We start from the raw sequence: 17,186 nt of genomic DNA, 5'->3' as shown, positions 1-17,186 counted from the left end.
ACAGGTTCCCCGGCAAAGGAAAAATCCTTAGCTTGTATTGTTTTCATAAGCCTGGAAGATTTATTTAAAATGATATGGTAATTCACTTTAAATATAGTCTCCAGGCTTTCCTTTTTTAAACATACAGGCTCCGGGATCCAAATGCAGCATCAACATGCAATTTAATTGGTCCTGATTTTTGCTTGCCATCAGCCGATGCGTTAAGATTGTTATTCATCAATTTGCTCCAGTGGCAGTCCATCCAGAATCCAGGTTCGCATGACTGAGGTTGTAAAGTTTTACATACTCGCTCACATTGTGATCTCTCTTACCGGAGCACTGCTATTGCTTGCTATCTGGTACAACATCAGCGATCGGTTTAAACAAACGCTGCAGGAAGCCAGCTCGCCTAACCGCCTGGACAAAGGTCTGCTCTACTTAAGTCTTTCCATTTTTGTATGGGTCATCGCCGGGTGCTGGACGTATGCGGGTCATCGGTTGCAGTTTTCGGACCGGAACTATTTTCACATGGGCAATAATCTGTTCTCCATTGTGAACGACCTTTTTCTCTTCCTGGCGTTGTGCTACGCTGATCACGCCCCGTCGTTTATTCACAAAAACGAAAAGAACAGCAGCCGTATCATTGTTGTCATCATTGCCTGCGGGTTGTTAACTCTCGGGCTACCTGCTTTATTCCTTAGCAGCGATCAGGTCGACCTGTTGACGATAGCTGCGTTGCCGGACGTGTTGCTATCCGGATTTCTCACCGTTCTCCTCATCATCACCTTTTACAAAACCTTTGCAAACCGGGGATTGCAAATAGTCGCTGTGATCGCCGTAATCGCGATCCTTTCCATATTTATTTCCATACTGCCGGGTGTCTTTCAAAACTTCTTCGACGACTTCACCAAGGATCTGATCAAGATTACCGCCAGAACTTCATTCATTGCTGTCACGCTAGTGATGGCCACCAGCTGGGTTATTGAGTTAGCCAACACTCCAAAACCCAACGAAATGACGATCAGCTTCGCAGATTGGTCGCTGGTAAAGATTACCATCCCATCGAAGAAACTATTCGGTGCCACACTGGAGTTTGGCTCGAAGACCACGCAATACATCAACCTGTTCAAATTCGCCATTAGGAGAAAGTATGGAGACGAAGCGTCTCAAACAATCCTGGTCGGCTCAGGGGGTGAGATTAACAATCAGACCTACGTGAGCCGCATTATCGAAAACATGAATGACATCCTGGTGCTGAAGGAAGATCAGAAGTTGGACCGAAAGGATCTTTTTACTTTTGTCGGGCAGGGAAGATATCGACTGAGGATCGTCCCCGAGAACATTAAGATTGATCAGACCTTGTTGCGCGAATTTGTCAATGCTCCGGAAAATCAAAACTACAAACAGATTGTTTCCGCTAATACTGACGGCACCCCGCTTTCTGGCGCCCAGAGAGCGTTGTAACTGATTGTATCGCCAGTTACAGGTGCGTACAGCCCGATATTTTTAGCTATTCTTTATCACAGGGATCGGCGTCGGAGCGCAGGCTTGCCACATTACGCCATACAAAAATTTGCGTATGGCAGACATCTGGCTCAGGAAGAATATTGCGTCGCTTACCACGGAGGCGGCAGGCGACGACAAAGGTTTAAAGCGAAGTATTGGTGCCGTCGGCCTGGTGGCCCTGGGCATTGGCGCCATTATCGGTGCCGGACTTTTCACAAGCACAGCTGAGGCCATCGCCAACCATACGGGTCCGGCCGTCTCTTTCAGTTTTCTCATTGCCGGCATTGGATGCGCACTTGCTGGTTTATGCTACGCCGAATTCGCATCGATGATACCCATCGCAGGCAGCGCATACACCTATGCATATGCCACGTTGGGGGAGCTTATTGCATGGATCATCGGTTGGGACCTTATACTGGAGTATGGTGTGGCGTCAGCAAAGGTGGCCACGTCGTGGTCGGAGTACTGCTGCAAACTGTTATCGAATGTTTTCGACATACAAATCCCCTATCAGTATTCGCATTCACCATTTCAATTTTCACCTGAAGGTGAACGGGGGATTATCAACCTGCCCGCAGTATTCATCATCCTGTTGTTATCTATCGTGTTGATCAGGGGTATGAAGGGCTCATCCGTGTTAAACGGGATCATTGTGATTGTAAAGGTGGGGATCGTCTTACTGTTTATCGCGTTTGGATGGTCTTATATTAATCCGGACAACTTTGTACCCTATCTTCCCACGAACACGGGCGTCACCGGCGAGTATGGCTGGACCGGAATATTTGCCGGCGCATCAGTAGTGTTCTTCGCCTTCATCGGATTCGATGCCGTATCAACCGCCGCACAGGAAGCAAAAAATCCGCAGCGTGATATGCCGAAGGGAATATTGCTATCACTGCTGATCTGCGTAGTGCTGTACATTCTCTTCGCCCATGTGCTTGCCGGTGTAGCCAACTATAGTGAATTCAAAACTGTTGGTCAGGAGGCGTCAGTGACCTATGTGATCGATACCTATCTGACGGATTACCGGTGGCTGTCGCCGTTAGTGACCGTTGCTATTCTCGCGGGCTTTTCATCGGTTATTCTGGTCATGCTGATGGGGCAATCGCGCGTGTTCTTTTCGATGGCAAAAGACGGACTTGTTCCTTATGTTTTTTCAAAGTTGCATCCCCGGTTCCAGACACCGTGGAAGTCAAACGTGTTGTTCTTTGTTTTCGTCAGCGTCATTGCCGCATTCGTGCCGGCCTCCATCATCTCAGACATGACTGTTATCGGGACCCTGTTTGCATTCGTGATTGTATGCCTGAGTATCATCGTATTGCGAAAAACAAATCCTGCGCTACCCAGACCCTTCCGAACACCGTGGGTGCCCGTGATACCTATCCTGGGGATAATAGTTTGCTGCGGGCTGATCTATGCACTTGGCCCAGCTAACTGGCTGCGATTGATCATCTGGCTTGTGATCGGTATCGCCATCTATTTTTCTTATGGTGTAAAGAACAGCATGCTGCAAGTTAAGAGTCAGTCGCCGAAAGAAACGACACACTAACCACCTGAAAAGAATGCACAGTGAATTACTCAAATCTGTTGGAAGATGTTTCTATGCGACAGGAATTATCGGTATCGGGCTCATCCATTTTCTGCTGCCAGGCGTTCGACCCATCATGGCTCCACTGGCGCCTGATGAAGTGTGGGGTTGGCTGGGCTACGCTGTAGCAGTTGTACTAACAACGTCTGGGCTATCGCTTTTGGTAAATAAGAAGTCTCAGGTCGCTTCGATAATGCTCATTATTGTCTTCGTTCTCTTTTTGCTCATCGGGCACCTGCCAAACCGGCTTCAGTATCATCCGGAGATGCTGTCGTATTGGACCGACGCCATCAAACTATTAGCGTTGACCGGAGGAGCGATGGTGATGTATCATGCGGGAGGTCGTGAGAAAGCATTCAGCATGCATAAAGGTTTTGATCGCGTGGCGGATTTCGGCAAATACCTTTATGCATTCATGCTGATGATGTTTGGCATCGCGCACCTGGTCAATGCAGAGTTCGTGAAGACCATTGTTCCGGCCTGGATACCAGGAAATCTCTTTTGGACTTACTTAACCGGAGTCGCGCTGATGGGAGCAGGACTTTCCATTTTTATCAATGTTAAAGTGCGGCAGATTATGTCGTTGCTGGCGATCATGTTGTTCATTTGGTTGATAGTGGTTCATTTGCCATCGACAATCGAATACCCTTTGCGCGATCCAGTCAATCCATTCATGGATGGAAACCGGGTAATAAGTCTTTTACAATGCCTTGCCTTTTGCGGGATCGCGCTTGTTATACGAGGTCGGGCAGCGCAGGGATTAGATCGAAATTGATTGCATTAGGTCGAATTGATCGTGTGGTCACAAAGGTGCCATTCGCCCTCGGGGAGCTTGTGAATTCAATACTACAAGCGCCGGAACCTCATCCATTGGATAAAATTTACCTCGCTCACAAGATCAGTCGGTTCCGGTACAATAAGCGTCGTTTTATTACGTAACTTAATGGGCGCCATTGATTGCTTCCAGCTCAACAGGTTTTATTAATGTTCGGGATTCCTGCAGGGTGCGCGTGTGATAGGGAGTAGTGCTAAAACGGTAGTAGTACTGATATGTTCTCGTTTACCAACAATCAGATCAAGTACACGTTAGAGATACCTTCGTACCCGGCGAATCTCTTTGTCGATCACTATGTGTACATGGAAGGGGAGTCTTTAAGGCAGGGCGAAAGGCTGTTTCCCAACAACAAGACCGAGATGTTCTTTAACCTCGGAGGAAAGGTTGGCGGCAAGGGTCCAATCGATAAGGCGCCTGATATGGTTCGTACCATGATTTCGGGAGTACGACGTAGCTGGTTTGATTTTTTTCCGCCCATAAACTTCCGCATGATTGGCTTGCGTTTTACGCTGTTTGGTTTTTATCAGTTATTTAAGATTCCGGCAAATCAGTTTACTGATAACAATTTCCCGGCTGAGGACGTCTGGGGTGCAGAGATCCGCATTATTCTGGAGCGACTTCATGAGGCGAACAGCTGTGACGAGATGTTTATTATACTCGACGATTGGATTGTTAAACGTGTGGCGGGGTGTTCGTTGTCGGAGATGATTGTGTGGCAGAAGATGGAAAGGATGCTTTCGAGTCCTGATGTTTCGGTATCGGAGCTGATGGATAGTCATATGGGGTACAGTCATAAGCATTCGATTCAACTCTTTAAGGACCAATCGGGACTTGGTCCAAAGGACATTCAAAAGATCATCCGCTTTGACAATGCGTTGAAAGGTATTTCGCATAGGCCCATTCAAAACTGGTCGGCCTTTGCCATGAGTGCCGGGTATGCTGATCAAAGTCATCTTATTCGCGACTTTAAAGGATTCACAGGATATACACCTGGTGAGTATCTCCAGATTAAACCTCATGAATATCATTTTTATGAAGTGATGGCTGAGGAGGTATGAGCGATTTGCCCTATGACGGGTATGTTTAAGGGCCGGGAGGTAAAAGAAGGAATGCGTACTAAACTGGCAGGAACTGTTTCATCGGGTAAAATTTCATTCAGTAGAATTTCACTAAGTAAAATTCATCCAATACCTGAACAGACATAGCATTTAGTTTTGGATATCAAAAAAATCAAATGCTATGATCAAGTTAGGTATAGCTGTCGCCGCCATGGTGGTGGGAAGCATTGTTGCGTATCAACGAATGTTCAATTTTGTTAACACCATCACGCTTGCGAGGAAGGAAGTAGCCTGGCTACAGTCGCCACAAGCAACGGCGGCGAACGATTATTTCTGGAAACAGTTTCACGAAGGAAATTACGACAGCATCCCTGTGATCCTGAACAAGCTCACTACCGCTTACGTCAGTAACCCCAACGATATACGCACGATAACTCATCTTGGCTTTACTCACATGTGGGCGCTGTCGGAGCATCGGAACAATGCAGGCAGTCCAAGGAGTGTCGAGCATGCGACGATGGCACAGAAGTATTTTGGTGAGTCGTATCTGATGAATCCAAATGACACGAGGACGCTTTCTTTCCTGTCGTCGGTTAAGCTGGCCAATGGTTCAATATGTGGTGATCGCGAGTTATTAAAAGATGGCTATCTGAATGGCCAGAAGGCGATTCGCGAATGGGAGAACTTCAGCTCGTTTTCACTAGCCTATACGTTAAGCAGGCTGCCGGCATCGGATGCTAAGTTCAAAGAGGCATTGGAGCTGATGAAGACGCTGGCGGAACGACATGCAGAGGACTTTGATCCGAATAATGCCGACACGCAAGCGCAGATAGCAAGTATCAAGCTGCTGCTGGACTCGGATCAGTCGAAGGACCGCGTGTTTCATAATTCATGGATTGCGCCACATAACATTGAAGGTTTCTTCATGGCGTACGGAGACATGCTGGTGAAGAGCGGCAACTGGAAGGAGGGTATCAGTGTGTACAGGCTATGTCGTGAAGTGAGACAGTATTCAGACTGGGACTATAAAGAAGTGCTGGAGCGCAGGATAGTTAATGCGCAGCGTAATGCAGCGTTATTTGGTAAACCGGTTGCACGTGGTGGAAGTGTTGGAGTTGACGATGCTATCCTGGTGGAGACGGGGATAGCGTGCAGGAGTTGTCATCAAATGAGCGAAGCAGATGTGAGGCGGACTTTTGATGGATATGATCCGCGCAGGTTGATGGTTAAGAAGTTTTATTTTCTTGAGTGATCGGCCAGAGTATGTTGTTTTAAGGTTATGATCGGTGTTTTAAAGGTTATCGATCAGATAAGTACTCATCGGTCGGCCCACTTTTTCAATGCCGCCATTGTTTTGTCATCAGTTATTGAGTCGGACTTTATTTGCGCGAACGTAAAGCCATCGATGAAAATAAGGTATTCAACTAACGTGCGCGCCTTGAAATAAGGCAGAGGTCGTGGGATGCCCAGTTCGTTTGTTAAGAAGTAGTCTTTGGATGTTAACAGGGTAATCGCATTTTCTTTCAGGTCGCCGGATTCCACATAACCCACTCTGTAGCTCGCGATGTATTCTGCGTAGCCTTCTTTTTTCCAGGAGGGCAACTTGTCCGTCATGAACGTGTGCGTGATCTCATGAGCAAGCAGCTGATCCAAGCGGTAAGATGTTGTGCTGTGGGCGCGGGTCACTGTATTCCTTTCGAAGTCGGCAAATGGGAATATAAATATGTTATGCCGAAACGTCATGTTCGAGGCGTAAGATCCATTTTCCGTAAACAATAACTGATGGTAGAAGGTCCCCGGCTCGCACAGGAAGATTCTATGAGAGTACTGAGCGTTGTAGTTCTCGGATCGCTTGATTTGTTCGATGACTGAGTCGAATATTTTTCCGACATCGCCGTTTATTGGGTTGGTTGCGTATACCGTGAAGTTTTTGTATTCAACCTTGTGTGCAAACGCAGGTTGAGGAAACCAGAGCAACATTTTTCCAACGAACAGTATTGACAGTAAAACGATGGCTGTCTTCTTTAATATCGGCTTGAGGCGACTAACTTCTAGCATGTTCGATTTACTTGATGTTCAGACTTACAAAAGGTTTTGCTTGTAAAGGTCAGCTTACCAAATTTTCAGCCTACCAATCGATCTTCACCAGTGCAACGGCCTGGCGCTCCAACTGCAGTGGCAGGTTAAGTTTCCCTTTGCTTATTTTGATTGACGTCGTTGTGATGCACTTTAACTTCCCTGCTTTCTCCAGTTCAGTGATCTGCTGCGGCGTTGGATTTTGAGGCGATCCCATTTTCTTCCATAGCTCATAAGAATTGCTGTTCTCCTTATCAATCATATAAACATTCATCGTCGCTTTCGTGGCAGGCACATTGACTATCGTGATGTTTACTTGTTCGGCCGGAGCAGGCTTGTCGTCGTCGTGATAGTTCCATACCATGAGTGCCGCAGAGCGCTTGTCCGTAGTGGCCAGGCCGCCGATGTCGGAGTTCGTGCCATGCATGCCTGATTCAAATATTTTATCAAGGGGGTACATGCGATTACTCTGCACAACCAACCGCGTTCCAGACATCATCCCAAACATCCTAAACACGTTGAGCACCGGCTTATCGACACCGTTCGTGGCTAGATCGCGGAAGCCATAATACCACGGCTGATTTTCAAATTCGAACGACCAGGAAACGGCACCAATAAAATTAGCTTTTGACTCGTCGGCCAGCTGATACTTGCGGGCAAAGCTTGCCGCCGTATAACTCGAGTAAGCCGTACCGTTGCGATAACTGTTCTCGGGATTGGTAGCCATGCCGCATGCCGCGCAGCCCTCCGGGTCGGACTCACCAACGATGACGGGTAAGTTCTTTGTTTCGGGATATGACATAGTAATCGCGAAGCCTGTCCTGATATCGTTCAGTTGAGGTTCCATGTTCATGCGCACGGATCCGTCCACAAGTTTCGGAGAACCCTTAGCATGGAAGAGAATGGCATCCATCGGCGAGCCTGTTTTACCAGTCGCTTAGTTGGTGCCACTGATGCAGTGTTTAATGAAGTTATTCGTCCATTCGGTGGCACCTTTGCCACGGGTGCCCGCGATGTTAATGCCGCCTATCCTGGCCGTTGGAAGCGCGCGTTTGAGTCCGTCGGCGGCATAGTCGTACAGTTTAAAAAACTCTTCCTGAGTTCCCTTCCAGTAGTGACCGTTCGGTTCATTCCACACTTCCCAGTACCAGCTTTCAACTTCAGCTTTGCCATAGCGCTCAACAGAATGTTTCACCCACTCGTACACCAGGTCACGCCACTTGTTATAGTCTTTGGGAGGATAAGCCCAGCCCGTGATGATGTCGGTGTAGGGATCACCCGGTTTCCAGTGATGTCTGTAGGGCTCGGGATGCGTTGATAAAGCCTGAGGCATGAAACCAATCTGCGCGAGCGGCTTCATTCCCCGCGAGACGTAAGCATCGAAGATGCTGTCGACGATGTTCCAGTTATACACAGGATTGCCGCTGGCGTCTTCGGTATAAGCGTTGGTGGATCCCCACTTCAGGGCGGCGACGCCATCGCCCGTAACGAGGAGGCTATGGGTGCGCACATACACCGGAACAGGACTTAGTGCGGCGATTTCCGAAAGCAACTTTTTGCCGTCCTTCATGTAGGTATAGTTTGGCTCGTCGTATCCGAACCAGGCCCATACCGGTACCATGGGAGCGATTTGTTGTTTCAGGTCGACGGTGATGGTTGGTGATTGGGCAGAAACGAAGGAGGTTAATGCGCAAAGCATTAGAGCCAACGAGGCTTTGGCAGCAAATCGAGATATCAATGGGTTTGTATTCCTGATCATAATTTCAAGCGCTTAGGTTGAGCATGACTTTATCAAAGCAACCCAAAGCAAGTTAACCACGGGTTTAATATTCAGTCCAATATAAAGTAAGCGTTTAGACAGTAGATTCGTACTTTGAATAGTACATTTATTCATCCGGTTCCTTTGAGGAGATTTCACCAGGACCCGGAATGAACGGCTTTAAGCAGATGCGAAACGAAGAGGCCTGTAGGCCAAGAGAAAGATTTCTGTTCACTGACGAGTTAATGTCAGATGAAGTAGTCACCAAGATAAAGGAGGCATGTAAAAGGACAGATCAGGCAAAAGTGCTCAACAAGTCCGCACACGCAAGATTCATAAACTGGTCGCGAACGGAAAAGGAGGTATGTCTTTTTACATTATATGCGTATGCTGACATCATGTTGCCCAAGCAGTTTGATTGCATTTTTAAACTCGACAATCCTTCCGTTTTCATCAACACAAAGTTTCAATTAACTCAATCTATTTACGAAGGAAAGTATCCCATCGAAACAATTGAAGATGGGCATAAGCATCTGTGCATTTTTGAGTTTGAAGATAATGTGCCCGACATACTTAATGAATTGTACGTTGGGACTAAGTTTTATGACACACCTTCAAAGGATGCACTGACATTGGGAATATGCCAGGCCAACGATTTTGCGGAGATCAGGTCTCGGTTAGAGTACACGTTAAAGCTCAAGAGTGAATACGGAATGGAGTGGTGGAAGTTCGATGAGGATCCCTAGCAGGGACTACATAATGTGGCGCTTCGGGAAGATGCAGTTATTGTTGTGGAACTTCCCACGGGCCGAGATGATCAATGTCGTATATTAACTTGTTGATGTTAGCTCCTTAAAGATTTGATCAATTGAACAGCGGAGAATATTTCTTCAACTTGAATCCAGTCAATTTTTTTATCATTTCGGGACTGGTGCAGAATTTCATCCTGGCAGGAATACTGTTTTTCAGGCATGGGGAAAACCCTTTGGCGAACAAGTTTCTATCATTAACAATATTCGTTGTCAATTTGCACCTGACATATCTGATGGTGTTGGACACCAATCTCGATAATATCTTCCCATCCTTGCTTAGACTACCGTTTTCATATTTAACAGCAGTCGGGCCGTTGATATTTTTTTATACAAAAGCTCTTACTAACACGAATTTCTCTCTCTCGAGCATAAACAAAAAACACCTTATCCCGGTGGCTATTGAAGCAGGATTACAAGTAGCCATGATTGTTCAGGGCATTGGAGATAATGAACTTATCTATAATACGCCACTCTATTTTTACATAATGCCGTTGTTGTATTTGTGGGCTGCGGGTTCAATTTTTTACTACTTGAAACTGTCACTCGGCGTTATCATTAATCACGAAGGTTGGGTGCTAAGGAATTTTTCAAACTTGAAGGAAATGACGCTTTCATGGCTGAATAGATTGATCCGTTACTATCGTTGGCTGTGGGTAGCCTGGATTCCTTTTGTAACTGCCTTTCTATTGTTTTTCAGATTTCAGCTACTATACCTCGGGGTTGTCCTTGCACTTTATTTACTGATGCTCATTTTAACCTATCTGACGCTTTGGATAGGATTAGAAGGTGTAGGGCGGGGGAACCTTGTATTTGTGAAGTCGGATGAGGGACCAGTTGAGAACAAAAATTTTGGCAAACTGCCCCAGGAAGAAATACAAGCGCTGATCGGGCGGATATCTCAACTCATGACTGGGGAGAAAATATATCGACAGGAAAACCTTAGCCTTAGGGAGCTGGCTTCACAACTGAAGGCCGATCCAAATCTGGTTTCCTTTGTTCTGAATAAACATCTGAATAGTAGCTTTTATGACTTCGTAAACCTTTACCGGATAGAGGAAGTGAAAAGTAAACTTAATGATCCCCGCTATGGGCACCTTAGCCTGTTAGGGATTGCCCTGGATTCGGGTTTTAATTCCAAGACCACATTCAACAGAGTATTCAAACAGGTCACTGGAGCAACCCCGACTGAGTATCAGAAAGCAAACAAAACCCTTTAAATAGGTCCCATCCCTCATATTGGCACGCTGAGACATGATTTGACTGGTTGATTTGAACAAAAAAATATCAACCAAAAACAAAGTCATGAAAAATTCCATTTTGATTGTCTTTAGCCTTTTGGCGCTTACCTGTGCCGGACAAACATCAGAAAAGGCAAATGAAGAACGTCTTATAGCCAGCGTTTTAGCCGAGCCCTCCGCTCAGGAAATAGCGAATGTTCTTTCGGAGCTCAGAACACCAGACCTGGCACCCAGGGATGTAGTCATTCACGATTCCATCTTGCTTTCCAATTCGAATAAATTGTATATACTGTCCCATATGGTGCAAGGCTTAAAGCATTACGGGGCCGTCGTCGTTCCCGCAAACAGCAATAGCAGAAAGCTGCCGATGATTGTATTTGCCACGGGAGGTGACGGGATGCATAAGGAATTTGATCTCAGCCAGGATTTCAATCAACCTGCAGTTCAATTTCCGCGCTTTTTGGGTGAGGGATTTGACGATAAGTTCATCGTTGTGATTCCGTCGTTCCGCGGGCAACAACTGATTATAGGGGATAGAAAATACCAATCTGATGGAGCTGTAAGTGATGCATTTGGAGGAGCAACAACTGATGCGCTGGCCTTTTTAAATGTATCACTCGAAACGTTCAGGCAGGCAGACGAAAGCCGGATTGCCATATATGGAGGGAGCCGCGGCGGAACGGTGGCTTTACTGGCTTCGTCAAGGGACAAGCGAATCAAAAGAGCTATTGTAGTAGCAGCACCCACTGACATGAAGGCGCTCTATCAATTGTACCCTGACCAGTTCAAACTATTGTTTTTTAACGACCTCTTGTCCGGGAAGATTACAGAAAGCGAAGCGAGGAGAAGATTCATTTCAACTTCGCCTATTTATTTCAAGGGTGAATTGCCAGTCGTGCAACTCCATCACGACAAGAATGATAAGTTTGTTCCTGTGGATTTTGCGAGAAGGTTATGTACCGGAATGACAACCATTGATTGTTACTTTTATGACGAAGGAATCCACGGATTTTGGTCTGACAAGAATTTTTGGAAGCGTGTACAGGAATTTATTCAACCAATGGCAGATTGATCGGGAGCCAGAACTTTACAAAGACATATGATGCCTTTTTGAGTTGTGTATCATTTGATACACAACTTTGTTCCCAAAAAGTTTCATCATTATATAATGTATTTCGGTTTTGCGCAGCCGTTCCTCAACTCCCTAATCTTAAGAATAAGAATGATCACGTCTCCGGCCCCTAAGACAGAAGTCAAGGAAGCATCAGAAAGAGTCTATGCTTTAGACGCATTGAGAGCAGCCATGATGTTGCTCGGAATTGTACTTCATGCATCAATAACTTACGGTGCTATTGATTATCAGGAGGCCTGGCCATTAAAGGACAGCAGTACCAGCCCTTTATTTGATTTGGTGGTTGTTTTTATCCACACCTTTCGCATGCCCGTGTTTTTTGTGGCAGCCGGATATTTCGGATCGCTTCTTTTTTATAAGAAAGGCCCAAGGGCAATGCTGCTGAACAGATTCAGGCGGATCGTGCTTCCCTTTGTTGCCGGTGTTTTGGTGATTTCGCCATTAATTTCAGCCGCCCTCGCTTTCACACAGACCTCTTTCGCCAATTCTTCTCCCGCCTTAACGGCAGCTGTCGATACATTGATTAGAGGCAACTTTCTTCCTTTGAGGATTGCTCATTTATGGTTTTTATATTTTTTGATTATGTATGCTTTGTTAGGGTGGTCCCTTGGGATTCTCTTTAAAAAGAAGACAAACTTCACTGTATTCATCTATCAGGCTTTTTCCAGGATATTTCAAATATTCTGGCTGAGGATTATCAGCATGGCAGTGGCTTTATTTCTCTGCCTTTATTGGATGAAGTCTCCGTTCATTTTAACCAACAATCAATGGAGCGTTGATCCTGCCACATTTGTGATATACTTTGTTTTTTTCGGAACAGGTTGGATGTTATATAAAACAAATTGCCTGCAAAACCTTACTCAGTATCCGATACTACAATTAAGTATAGCTACCCTGCTTTTCCTTGTTGCAAGTCTTACGCCCTGGCCAACCGAGCCATGGGCCCTGACTGTTCAACAAGGATTAAATGCATTGCATGGTTCACTCTTTATTTTTGGGTTCATCACATTTTTTACTAGCTATTTCAATTCCTATTCGCCACGTCTAACCTATATCATGGACTCGGCTTATTGGGTTTACATTATCCATATGCCAATAGTAGTTTTTGTTCCAGGCTTAATGGCTGGATCTGCTTTGCCGATCTTTATCAAATTTGCGATTACATTCTCTGTAACTACGATCATATGCTTTGCTACTTACCAATCCTTTGTCAGAGGCAGTTTTATAGGAATGTTTTTAAATGGCAAAGTTTATAAAAAGGATCTAGCGAGGTCAGAAGCAATAAATTAATGCTTCAGTGTTTCATTTTCTTACTTCGAACCCGAGAACCGTGCAGCGTCATCCTTGTTCCAGGTTATTGTTGCTGTGCCATAACGGAAGTTGGTGTTCAGATACTGATTAAAGGTTACACTTTCAGTGTCTGCGCTGCCGTCCCTGATCTTGCCGATCAACGTCTTCATATCCAGTATGTATTGAAATGGCAGGTTGGGCTTGTCGCGCTTCTGCCAATAGTGTCCGGGGTAGATGAGCAGCTTTGAAGCATCAATTTTGTTGGCCGGGTTCTTCACGTAGCTGATCAGTTTGTCGACGCTGCTCTGATATTGAATGAAGCCGTCGTAAGAAAAGATCCAGACGCCATTGCCGGAGCCGAGTCCGTCGCCTGTGAATACCAGGTTCTTTCCCTTTAGAAAATAGAGCATAGAATGATCGGTATGTCCCGGTAGCTCGAACGATTCAACGACGAAGCCGCCGCCCAGATCCAGCGTTGGATTTTCGGGAAGGTTTACGAGTCGTCCGCCGGGCCAGATATTTCTTCCCTCGAATTCCTTCGGATGAATCCAGAATCGTACGGAGGGATCTTTCTGAAAAGCAGGTAGCATGCCGGTATGGTCACCGTGGAAGTGCGTTGCTGCAATGTACAATTGTCGATTGCCACGGATTTGTGAAACGATAGATCGCAGTGAAGTAATCGCCGTTGTATCCCAGGTAATGAAGTTGGAGAGATCGATCAGCAGTACTTTATCCTTTCCCTGAATGAGATACATATCTGAGCAATTGTTAAGACCTGCCGGCTTACCATCACTGCCGGTGTGAATGCCGGAAGGATTTTTCGAGTTGGCATCTTCGATGCGGGTTACTCCTGGTGCAAGTTGCGAAACGGTATAGGGACCCTTTTCAAATTGCTGTGCGTGCGCTGCGCATAGGGTGAGCGTGAAAATGAGAGCTGGCAGTACTTTTTTCATAAGATGGGAATATCGAAAGTAAGCATTTTCCCCTCTAATTGGGGCTTTCATCTACCAGGTAAAAACCGCCAGAATCAATTTTATCCTGGATGTCTTGAAAAGAGAATTAGACTATAACAGAGACCTTTAAATATTCGGGAAATTTTTAGCCGGAGATCACAAATACAATTTCACGATTTGAGAACTATTGAGGATATTGTATAGTCGTCATTCCGGTAGTCCTCGTTGGCGACTACACCCCGATCAGTTAGCATCTATGAAGCATTTCTACATTGCAGTCGTAATCCTCTTTTTCGTAGTTCCTCATTCAGACGTAAGTGCTCAGTGGACGCAATCCACCAACTTGGAAGGAGGCTCGATTGTTACCGATATTGTGGAGTATAAGAATGCACTTTACATCGCGGTGTTGAACAGTGGCGTCTACCGCTCGGTAGACAATGGAGTGAGCTGGACACGTACCACCGTGCCGCCACAACCAAACTTCGCTCATTTTGCTGTATTTGGTGACAAGTTGCTGGTGTTCTCTTATGGAAAAATATTTCACAGTGCCGATGGACAGTCTTTCACCGAGATGGTCGGGGTCAACGATTTTGTAGAGGACGTTGCAACTGACGGCACCACACTCGTTATCGCGGGAATACAGGGTATATATGTCACAAGCAATTTTGCCAGCAGCTGGACCAAAGCGAATGATACACGAACACAAACTGAAATAGCGTCCGTTACGGTTAAGGGATCGGTCATTCTCGCAGCAGCAAGGTCAAGAGCTGGAATAGTTTTTAAATCAGTTGATGGCGGGGTAACCTGGGCGGAAACAAACACCGGTAGCCACGCCGTTACGCAACTCGCCTATCAGGGCAGCACTGCCTTTATGAATGTGAATGAGATCGGCCTGCTAAGATCGAATGATGATGGTACTACGTGGCAGCAGGTGAGGACCGACAATGTGGGGTGGCGATTTGCGTTAACGTCAACGCATATCTACTACGTTGGACGCGGGACGTATGCCGTTTCTTCGAACCAGGGCAATAGCTGGCTGGAGACTCTTGATGGACCACCCTCAGGATTGAATATTCAAAGCTTCTATGCCGGAGCATCATACATTTTCACAGGCACCTGGGGTGCAGGTACATACCGGAAGCCATTGGATAACACTGCGCCTTGGACAAGTTGCAATGCAGGCTTAAGCTTTCAAACCATAAATGATATTGATATCAAAGATGATACTATCCTGGCAGGGGCGGAATACGCTTTCATCTGGAAAAGTATGGATGAAGGTCAGACATGGACACGTCGTCTGGACGGCCTCGCTTCCGCTACGGCAAATGCCATTGTTAGAATGGGCAATGATATATTCGTCGCCACCGGCACTATTTATCGCTCGAGTGACGAAGGTGAGAACTGGGTAGTCAAGAGCAACAGTTCAGTCCAGGGAACCTCGAGCACTTTGGCGGTGCTCAATAACAAACTGTACACAAATATTGACAATGATGTTTACGTTTCGGCCAACCGTGGCGACTCATGGGAGAAAAAATCCGATGGATTGCTTGGTCCGATCAGAACCATATTTGCTGATGACAAACATGTGTACGTAGGAACCTATCAGGGTCTGTTCCGACTCAATGCCAGCGGCGAGCGTTGGGACAAAATCGACATGGGAGTGCCTTCTCAAAGCGTTGGTAAGATCGCAAAGCTGGGATCAATACTGCTCGTGGCAGAGCAATACGACGGTGTTTACAAGAGCATCGATGACGGAAAAACATGGACGCTTATTAATAATAACATTGTGTTGACGATGGCGGTCAGAAACAATGAGATATATGCCGCGGCCCTAACGGGAGCACTATATCATTCGTCAGACTCTGGAAAAACATGGAGCGACATCAAAGGAAACATACCGAGCCGGGTCGTCACCTCAATCAGTTTCACTTCGAAGCATGTGCTGGTGGGCGCTGCTGGTAACGGCTTGTGGCTCCGGCCAATTGGAGAACTTGCGCCGCCCTACTTCTATTTTCCTTCATTGTTAACAGACTCAACCTTTCTTAAGGACGAGCCCATAGTGATCCGTGCAGACCAGCCTATGCAAACACAAGATGGAAACCCGGTGTCGCAGAGTGACCTGGAAGATCTGATCACCATCACTACACTCGACGGAACGCCGGCAAACTATACTGCCACTCTTGGAGATGACCTGTTAACGATTACTATCAAGATCACTGAACCATACGATAATACGGCGTATCGGATTACGATAGCGCCGGTTGCAAATGCTGAGGGGCTGGAGTCAACGGCACAGTCGTTCACCCTTCGGGCTGTTATGGATGCTGCGCCCGTGGTTGGTAATATTTCTTTTGACATGCCGCAGCGTACAACGTTCACTTTTACGGCGGCGCTGTTTACTACGAAGTACTCGGACCACGAAGGATCTCCGCTGGCAAAGATTAAGGTCACCACATTGCCCGCACACGGTGCACTGAAAGTTGGTGGAAACGTTGTGGTTGCAGATGCAGAGATTTCCCCGGCGCAACTGACTGCATTAACCTATACGCCTTCAGCAGATTTTGTTGGCACCGATCAATGGGCATACGCCGCAAGTGACGGAAAATCGTATTCAAATTCTGCGCAGGTAATAGCGAAAATCTTCGCTGTAACCGACATCCATGAATTGACTGTAATGAATCTGACATTATATCCGAATCCTGTCGACAGAATACTTACGATCCTGCCGGGTAACGTTGGGGCGATCGACGAGCTTAACGTAGTGGATATGCGCGGCAGCACAATTCGGGTTCCGATGGAAAAGTATGACGCATCGGTGGTACTTGATTTCACTGCGGTTCCCTCCGGCATGTACGTATTGAGTATCAGGTCGGGTAAGCGACAATATCACCAGAAAGTATTGCGGCGTTAATTGTGTTGTTAGTGTGTCGATTTTAATAATTGAAGAAGAGACTTTTGCC

At 46.3% G+C, this 17,186-nt stretch carries 12 protein-coding genes and 1 pseudogene; 10 read left to right on the top strand and 3 right to left on the bottom strand.

The features are described 5' to 3' along the window. The first annotated feature begins 258 nt into the window (after positions 1 to 258). The 5 genes from WBG78_RS14495 (at position 259) to WBG78_RS14475 (ending at position 6,218) form a co-directional block, all read left to right on the top strand. Complete coding sequence (locus WBG78_RS14495; protein WP_337327149.1) at positions 259 to 1,443, top strand: hypothetical protein; 1,185 nt, start codon at positions 259 to 261, stop codon at positions 1,441 to 1,443. 115 nt (positions 1,444 to 1,558) lie between these two features. After that, positions 1,559 to 3,034 carry an amino acid permease gene (locus WBG78_RS14490; RefSeq protein ID WP_337327148.1) on the top strand — a complete coding sequence of 492 codons (1,476 nt, stop codon included), beginning with the start codon at positions 1,559 to 1,561 and terminating at the stop codon, positions 3,032 to 3,034. 13 nt (positions 3,035 to 3,047) lie between these two features. Beyond that, positions 3,048 to 3,848, top strand: a complete 801-nt coding sequence (locus tag WBG78_RS14485; protein WP_337327147.1) for a hypothetical protein — start codon at positions 3,048 to 3,050, stop codon at positions 3,846 to 3,848. A 275-nt stretch (positions 3,849 to 4,123) separates the two neighbouring features. After that, entirely contained in the window at positions 4,124 to 4,966 is an 843-nt protein-coding gene (locus WBG78_RS14480; RefSeq protein WP_337327146.1) for a helix-turn-helix domain-containing protein, read from the top strand. Between the two features lie 181 nt (positions 4,967 to 5,147). Then, a complete protein-coding gene (locus WBG78_RS14475) occupies positions 5,148 to 6,218 on the top strand; it encodes a hypothetical protein (RefSeq protein ID WP_337327145.1) in 1,071 nt (356 codons plus the stop codon). 65 nt (positions 6,219 to 6,283) lie between these two features. Here WBG78_RS14475 and WBG78_RS14470 read toward each other — a convergent pair whose 3' ends face one another. Together WBG78_RS14470 and WBG78_RS14465 are read right to left on the bottom strand one after the other, a co-directional pair. Further along, positions 6,284 to 7,024: a hypothetical protein gene (locus WBG78_RS14470; protein ID WP_337327144.1), complete on the bottom strand. Its 741-nt coding sequence runs from the start codon at positions 7,022 to 7,024 to the stop codon at positions 6,284 to 6,286. A 70-nt stretch (positions 7,025 to 7,094) separates the two neighbouring features. Then, positions 7,095 to 8,741: pseudogene (locus tag WBG78_RS14465) on the bottom strand (GH39 family glycosyl hydrolase). 230 nt (positions 8,742 to 8,971) lie between these two features. On the opposite strand from WBG78_RS14465, the gene WBG78_RS14460 reads away from it, so the two are divergent. The 4 genes from WBG78_RS14460 to WBG78_RS14445 all read left to right on the top strand — a co-directional run bounded on the left by WBG78_RS14460 (position 8,972) and on the right by WBG78_RS14445 (position 13,273). Then, the gene (locus WBG78_RS14460; RefSeq protein ID WP_337327143.1) at positions 8,972 to 9,547 is read left to right on the top strand and encodes a hypothetical protein; all 576 of its coding nucleotides are present in this window, start codon (positions 8,972 to 8,974) and stop codon (positions 9,545 to 9,547) included. Positions 9,548 to 10,005: 458 nt separating this feature from the next. Beyond that, the gene (locus tag WBG78_RS14455) at positions 10,006 to 10,830 is read left to right on the top strand and encodes a helix-turn-helix domain-containing protein (protein ID WP_337327142.1); all 825 of its coding nucleotides are present in this window, start codon (positions 10,006 to 10,008) and stop codon (positions 10,828 to 10,830) included. A gap of 85 nt (positions 10,831 to 10,915) precedes the next feature. Further along, positions 10,916 to 11,923, top strand: coding sequence for an alpha/beta hydrolase family protein (locus WBG78_RS14450; protein WP_337327141.1), 1,008 nt, complete (start codon positions 10,916 to 10,918; stop codon positions 11,921 to 11,923). Positions 11,924 to 12,073: 150 nt separating this feature from the next. Next, positions 12,074 to 13,273 carry an acyltransferase family protein gene (locus WBG78_RS14445; protein WP_337327140.1) on the top strand — a complete coding sequence of 400 codons (1,200 nt, stop codon included), beginning with the start codon at positions 12,074 to 12,076 and terminating at the stop codon, positions 13,271 to 13,273. 20 nt (positions 13,274 to 13,293) lie between these two features. Here WBG78_RS14445 and WBG78_RS14440 read toward each other — a convergent pair whose 3' ends face one another. Next, complete coding sequence (locus WBG78_RS14440) at positions 13,294 to 14,226, bottom strand: MBL fold metallo-hydrolase (protein ID WP_337327139.1); 933 nt, start codon at positions 14,224 to 14,226, stop codon at positions 13,294 to 13,296. A 256-nt stretch (positions 14,227 to 14,482) separates the two neighbouring features. On the opposite strand from WBG78_RS14440, the gene WBG78_RS14435 reads away from it, so the two are divergent. Then, positions 14,483 to 17,137: a T9SS type A sorting domain-containing protein gene (locus WBG78_RS14435; RefSeq protein ID WP_337327138.1), complete on the top strand. Its 2,655-nt coding sequence runs from the start codon at positions 14,483 to 14,485 to the stop codon at positions 17,135 to 17,137. Positions 17,138 to 17,186 lie beyond the last annotated feature (49 nt).

It is taken from the genome of Chryseolinea sp. T2, from assembly GCF_037203685.1.
Lineage (GTDB): Bacteria > Bacteroidota > Bacteroidia > Cytophagales > Cyclobacteriaceae > Chryseolinea.
This window is presented reverse-complemented; position numbering and strand designations above follow the sequence as displayed.

Bases quoted from the DNA above. Each gene is read 5' to 3' on its own strand.
- WBG78_RS14495 (WP_337327149.1), top strand. From the start codon at position 259: ATGACTGAGGTTGTAAAGTTTTACATACTCGCTCACATTGTGATCTCT.
- WBG78_RS14490 (WP_337327148.1), top strand. From the start codon at position 1,559: ATGGCAGACATCTGGCTCAGGAAGAATATTGCGTCGCTTACCACGGAG.
- WBG78_RS14485 (WP_337327147.1), top strand. From the start codon at position 3,048: ATGCACAGTGAATTACTCAAATCTGTTGGAAGATGTTTCTATGCGACA.
- WBG78_RS14480 (WP_337327146.1), top strand. From the start codon at position 4,124: ATGTTCTCGTTTACCAACAATCAGATCAAGTACACGTTAGAGATACCT.
- WBG78_RS14475 (WP_337327145.1), top strand. From the start codon at position 5,148: ATGATCAAGTTAGGTATAGCTGTCGCCGCCATGGTGGTGGGAAGCATT.
- WBG78_RS14470 (WP_337327144.1), bottom strand. From the start codon at position 7,024: ATGCTAGAAGTTAGTCGCCTCAAGCCGATATTAAAGAAGACAGCCATC.
- WBG78_RS14460 (WP_337327143.1), top strand. From the start codon at position 8,972: ATGAACGGCTTTAAGCAGATGCGAAACGAAGAGGCCTGTAGGCCAAGA.
- WBG78_RS14450 (WP_337327141.1), top strand. From the start codon at position 10,916: ATGAAAAATTCCATTTTGATTGTCTTTAGCCTTTTGGCGCTTACCTGT.
- WBG78_RS14445 (WP_337327140.1), top strand. From the start codon at position 12,074: ATGATCACGTCTCCGGCCCCTAAGACAGAAGTCAAGGAAGCATCAGAA.
- WBG78_RS14440 (WP_337327139.1), bottom strand. From the start codon at position 14,226: ATGAAAAAAGTACTGCCAGCTCTCATTTTCACGCTCACCCTATGCGCA.
- WBG78_RS14435 (WP_337327138.1), top strand. From the start codon at position 14,483: ATGAAGCATTTCTACATTGCAGTCGTAATCCTCTTTTTCGTAGTTCCT.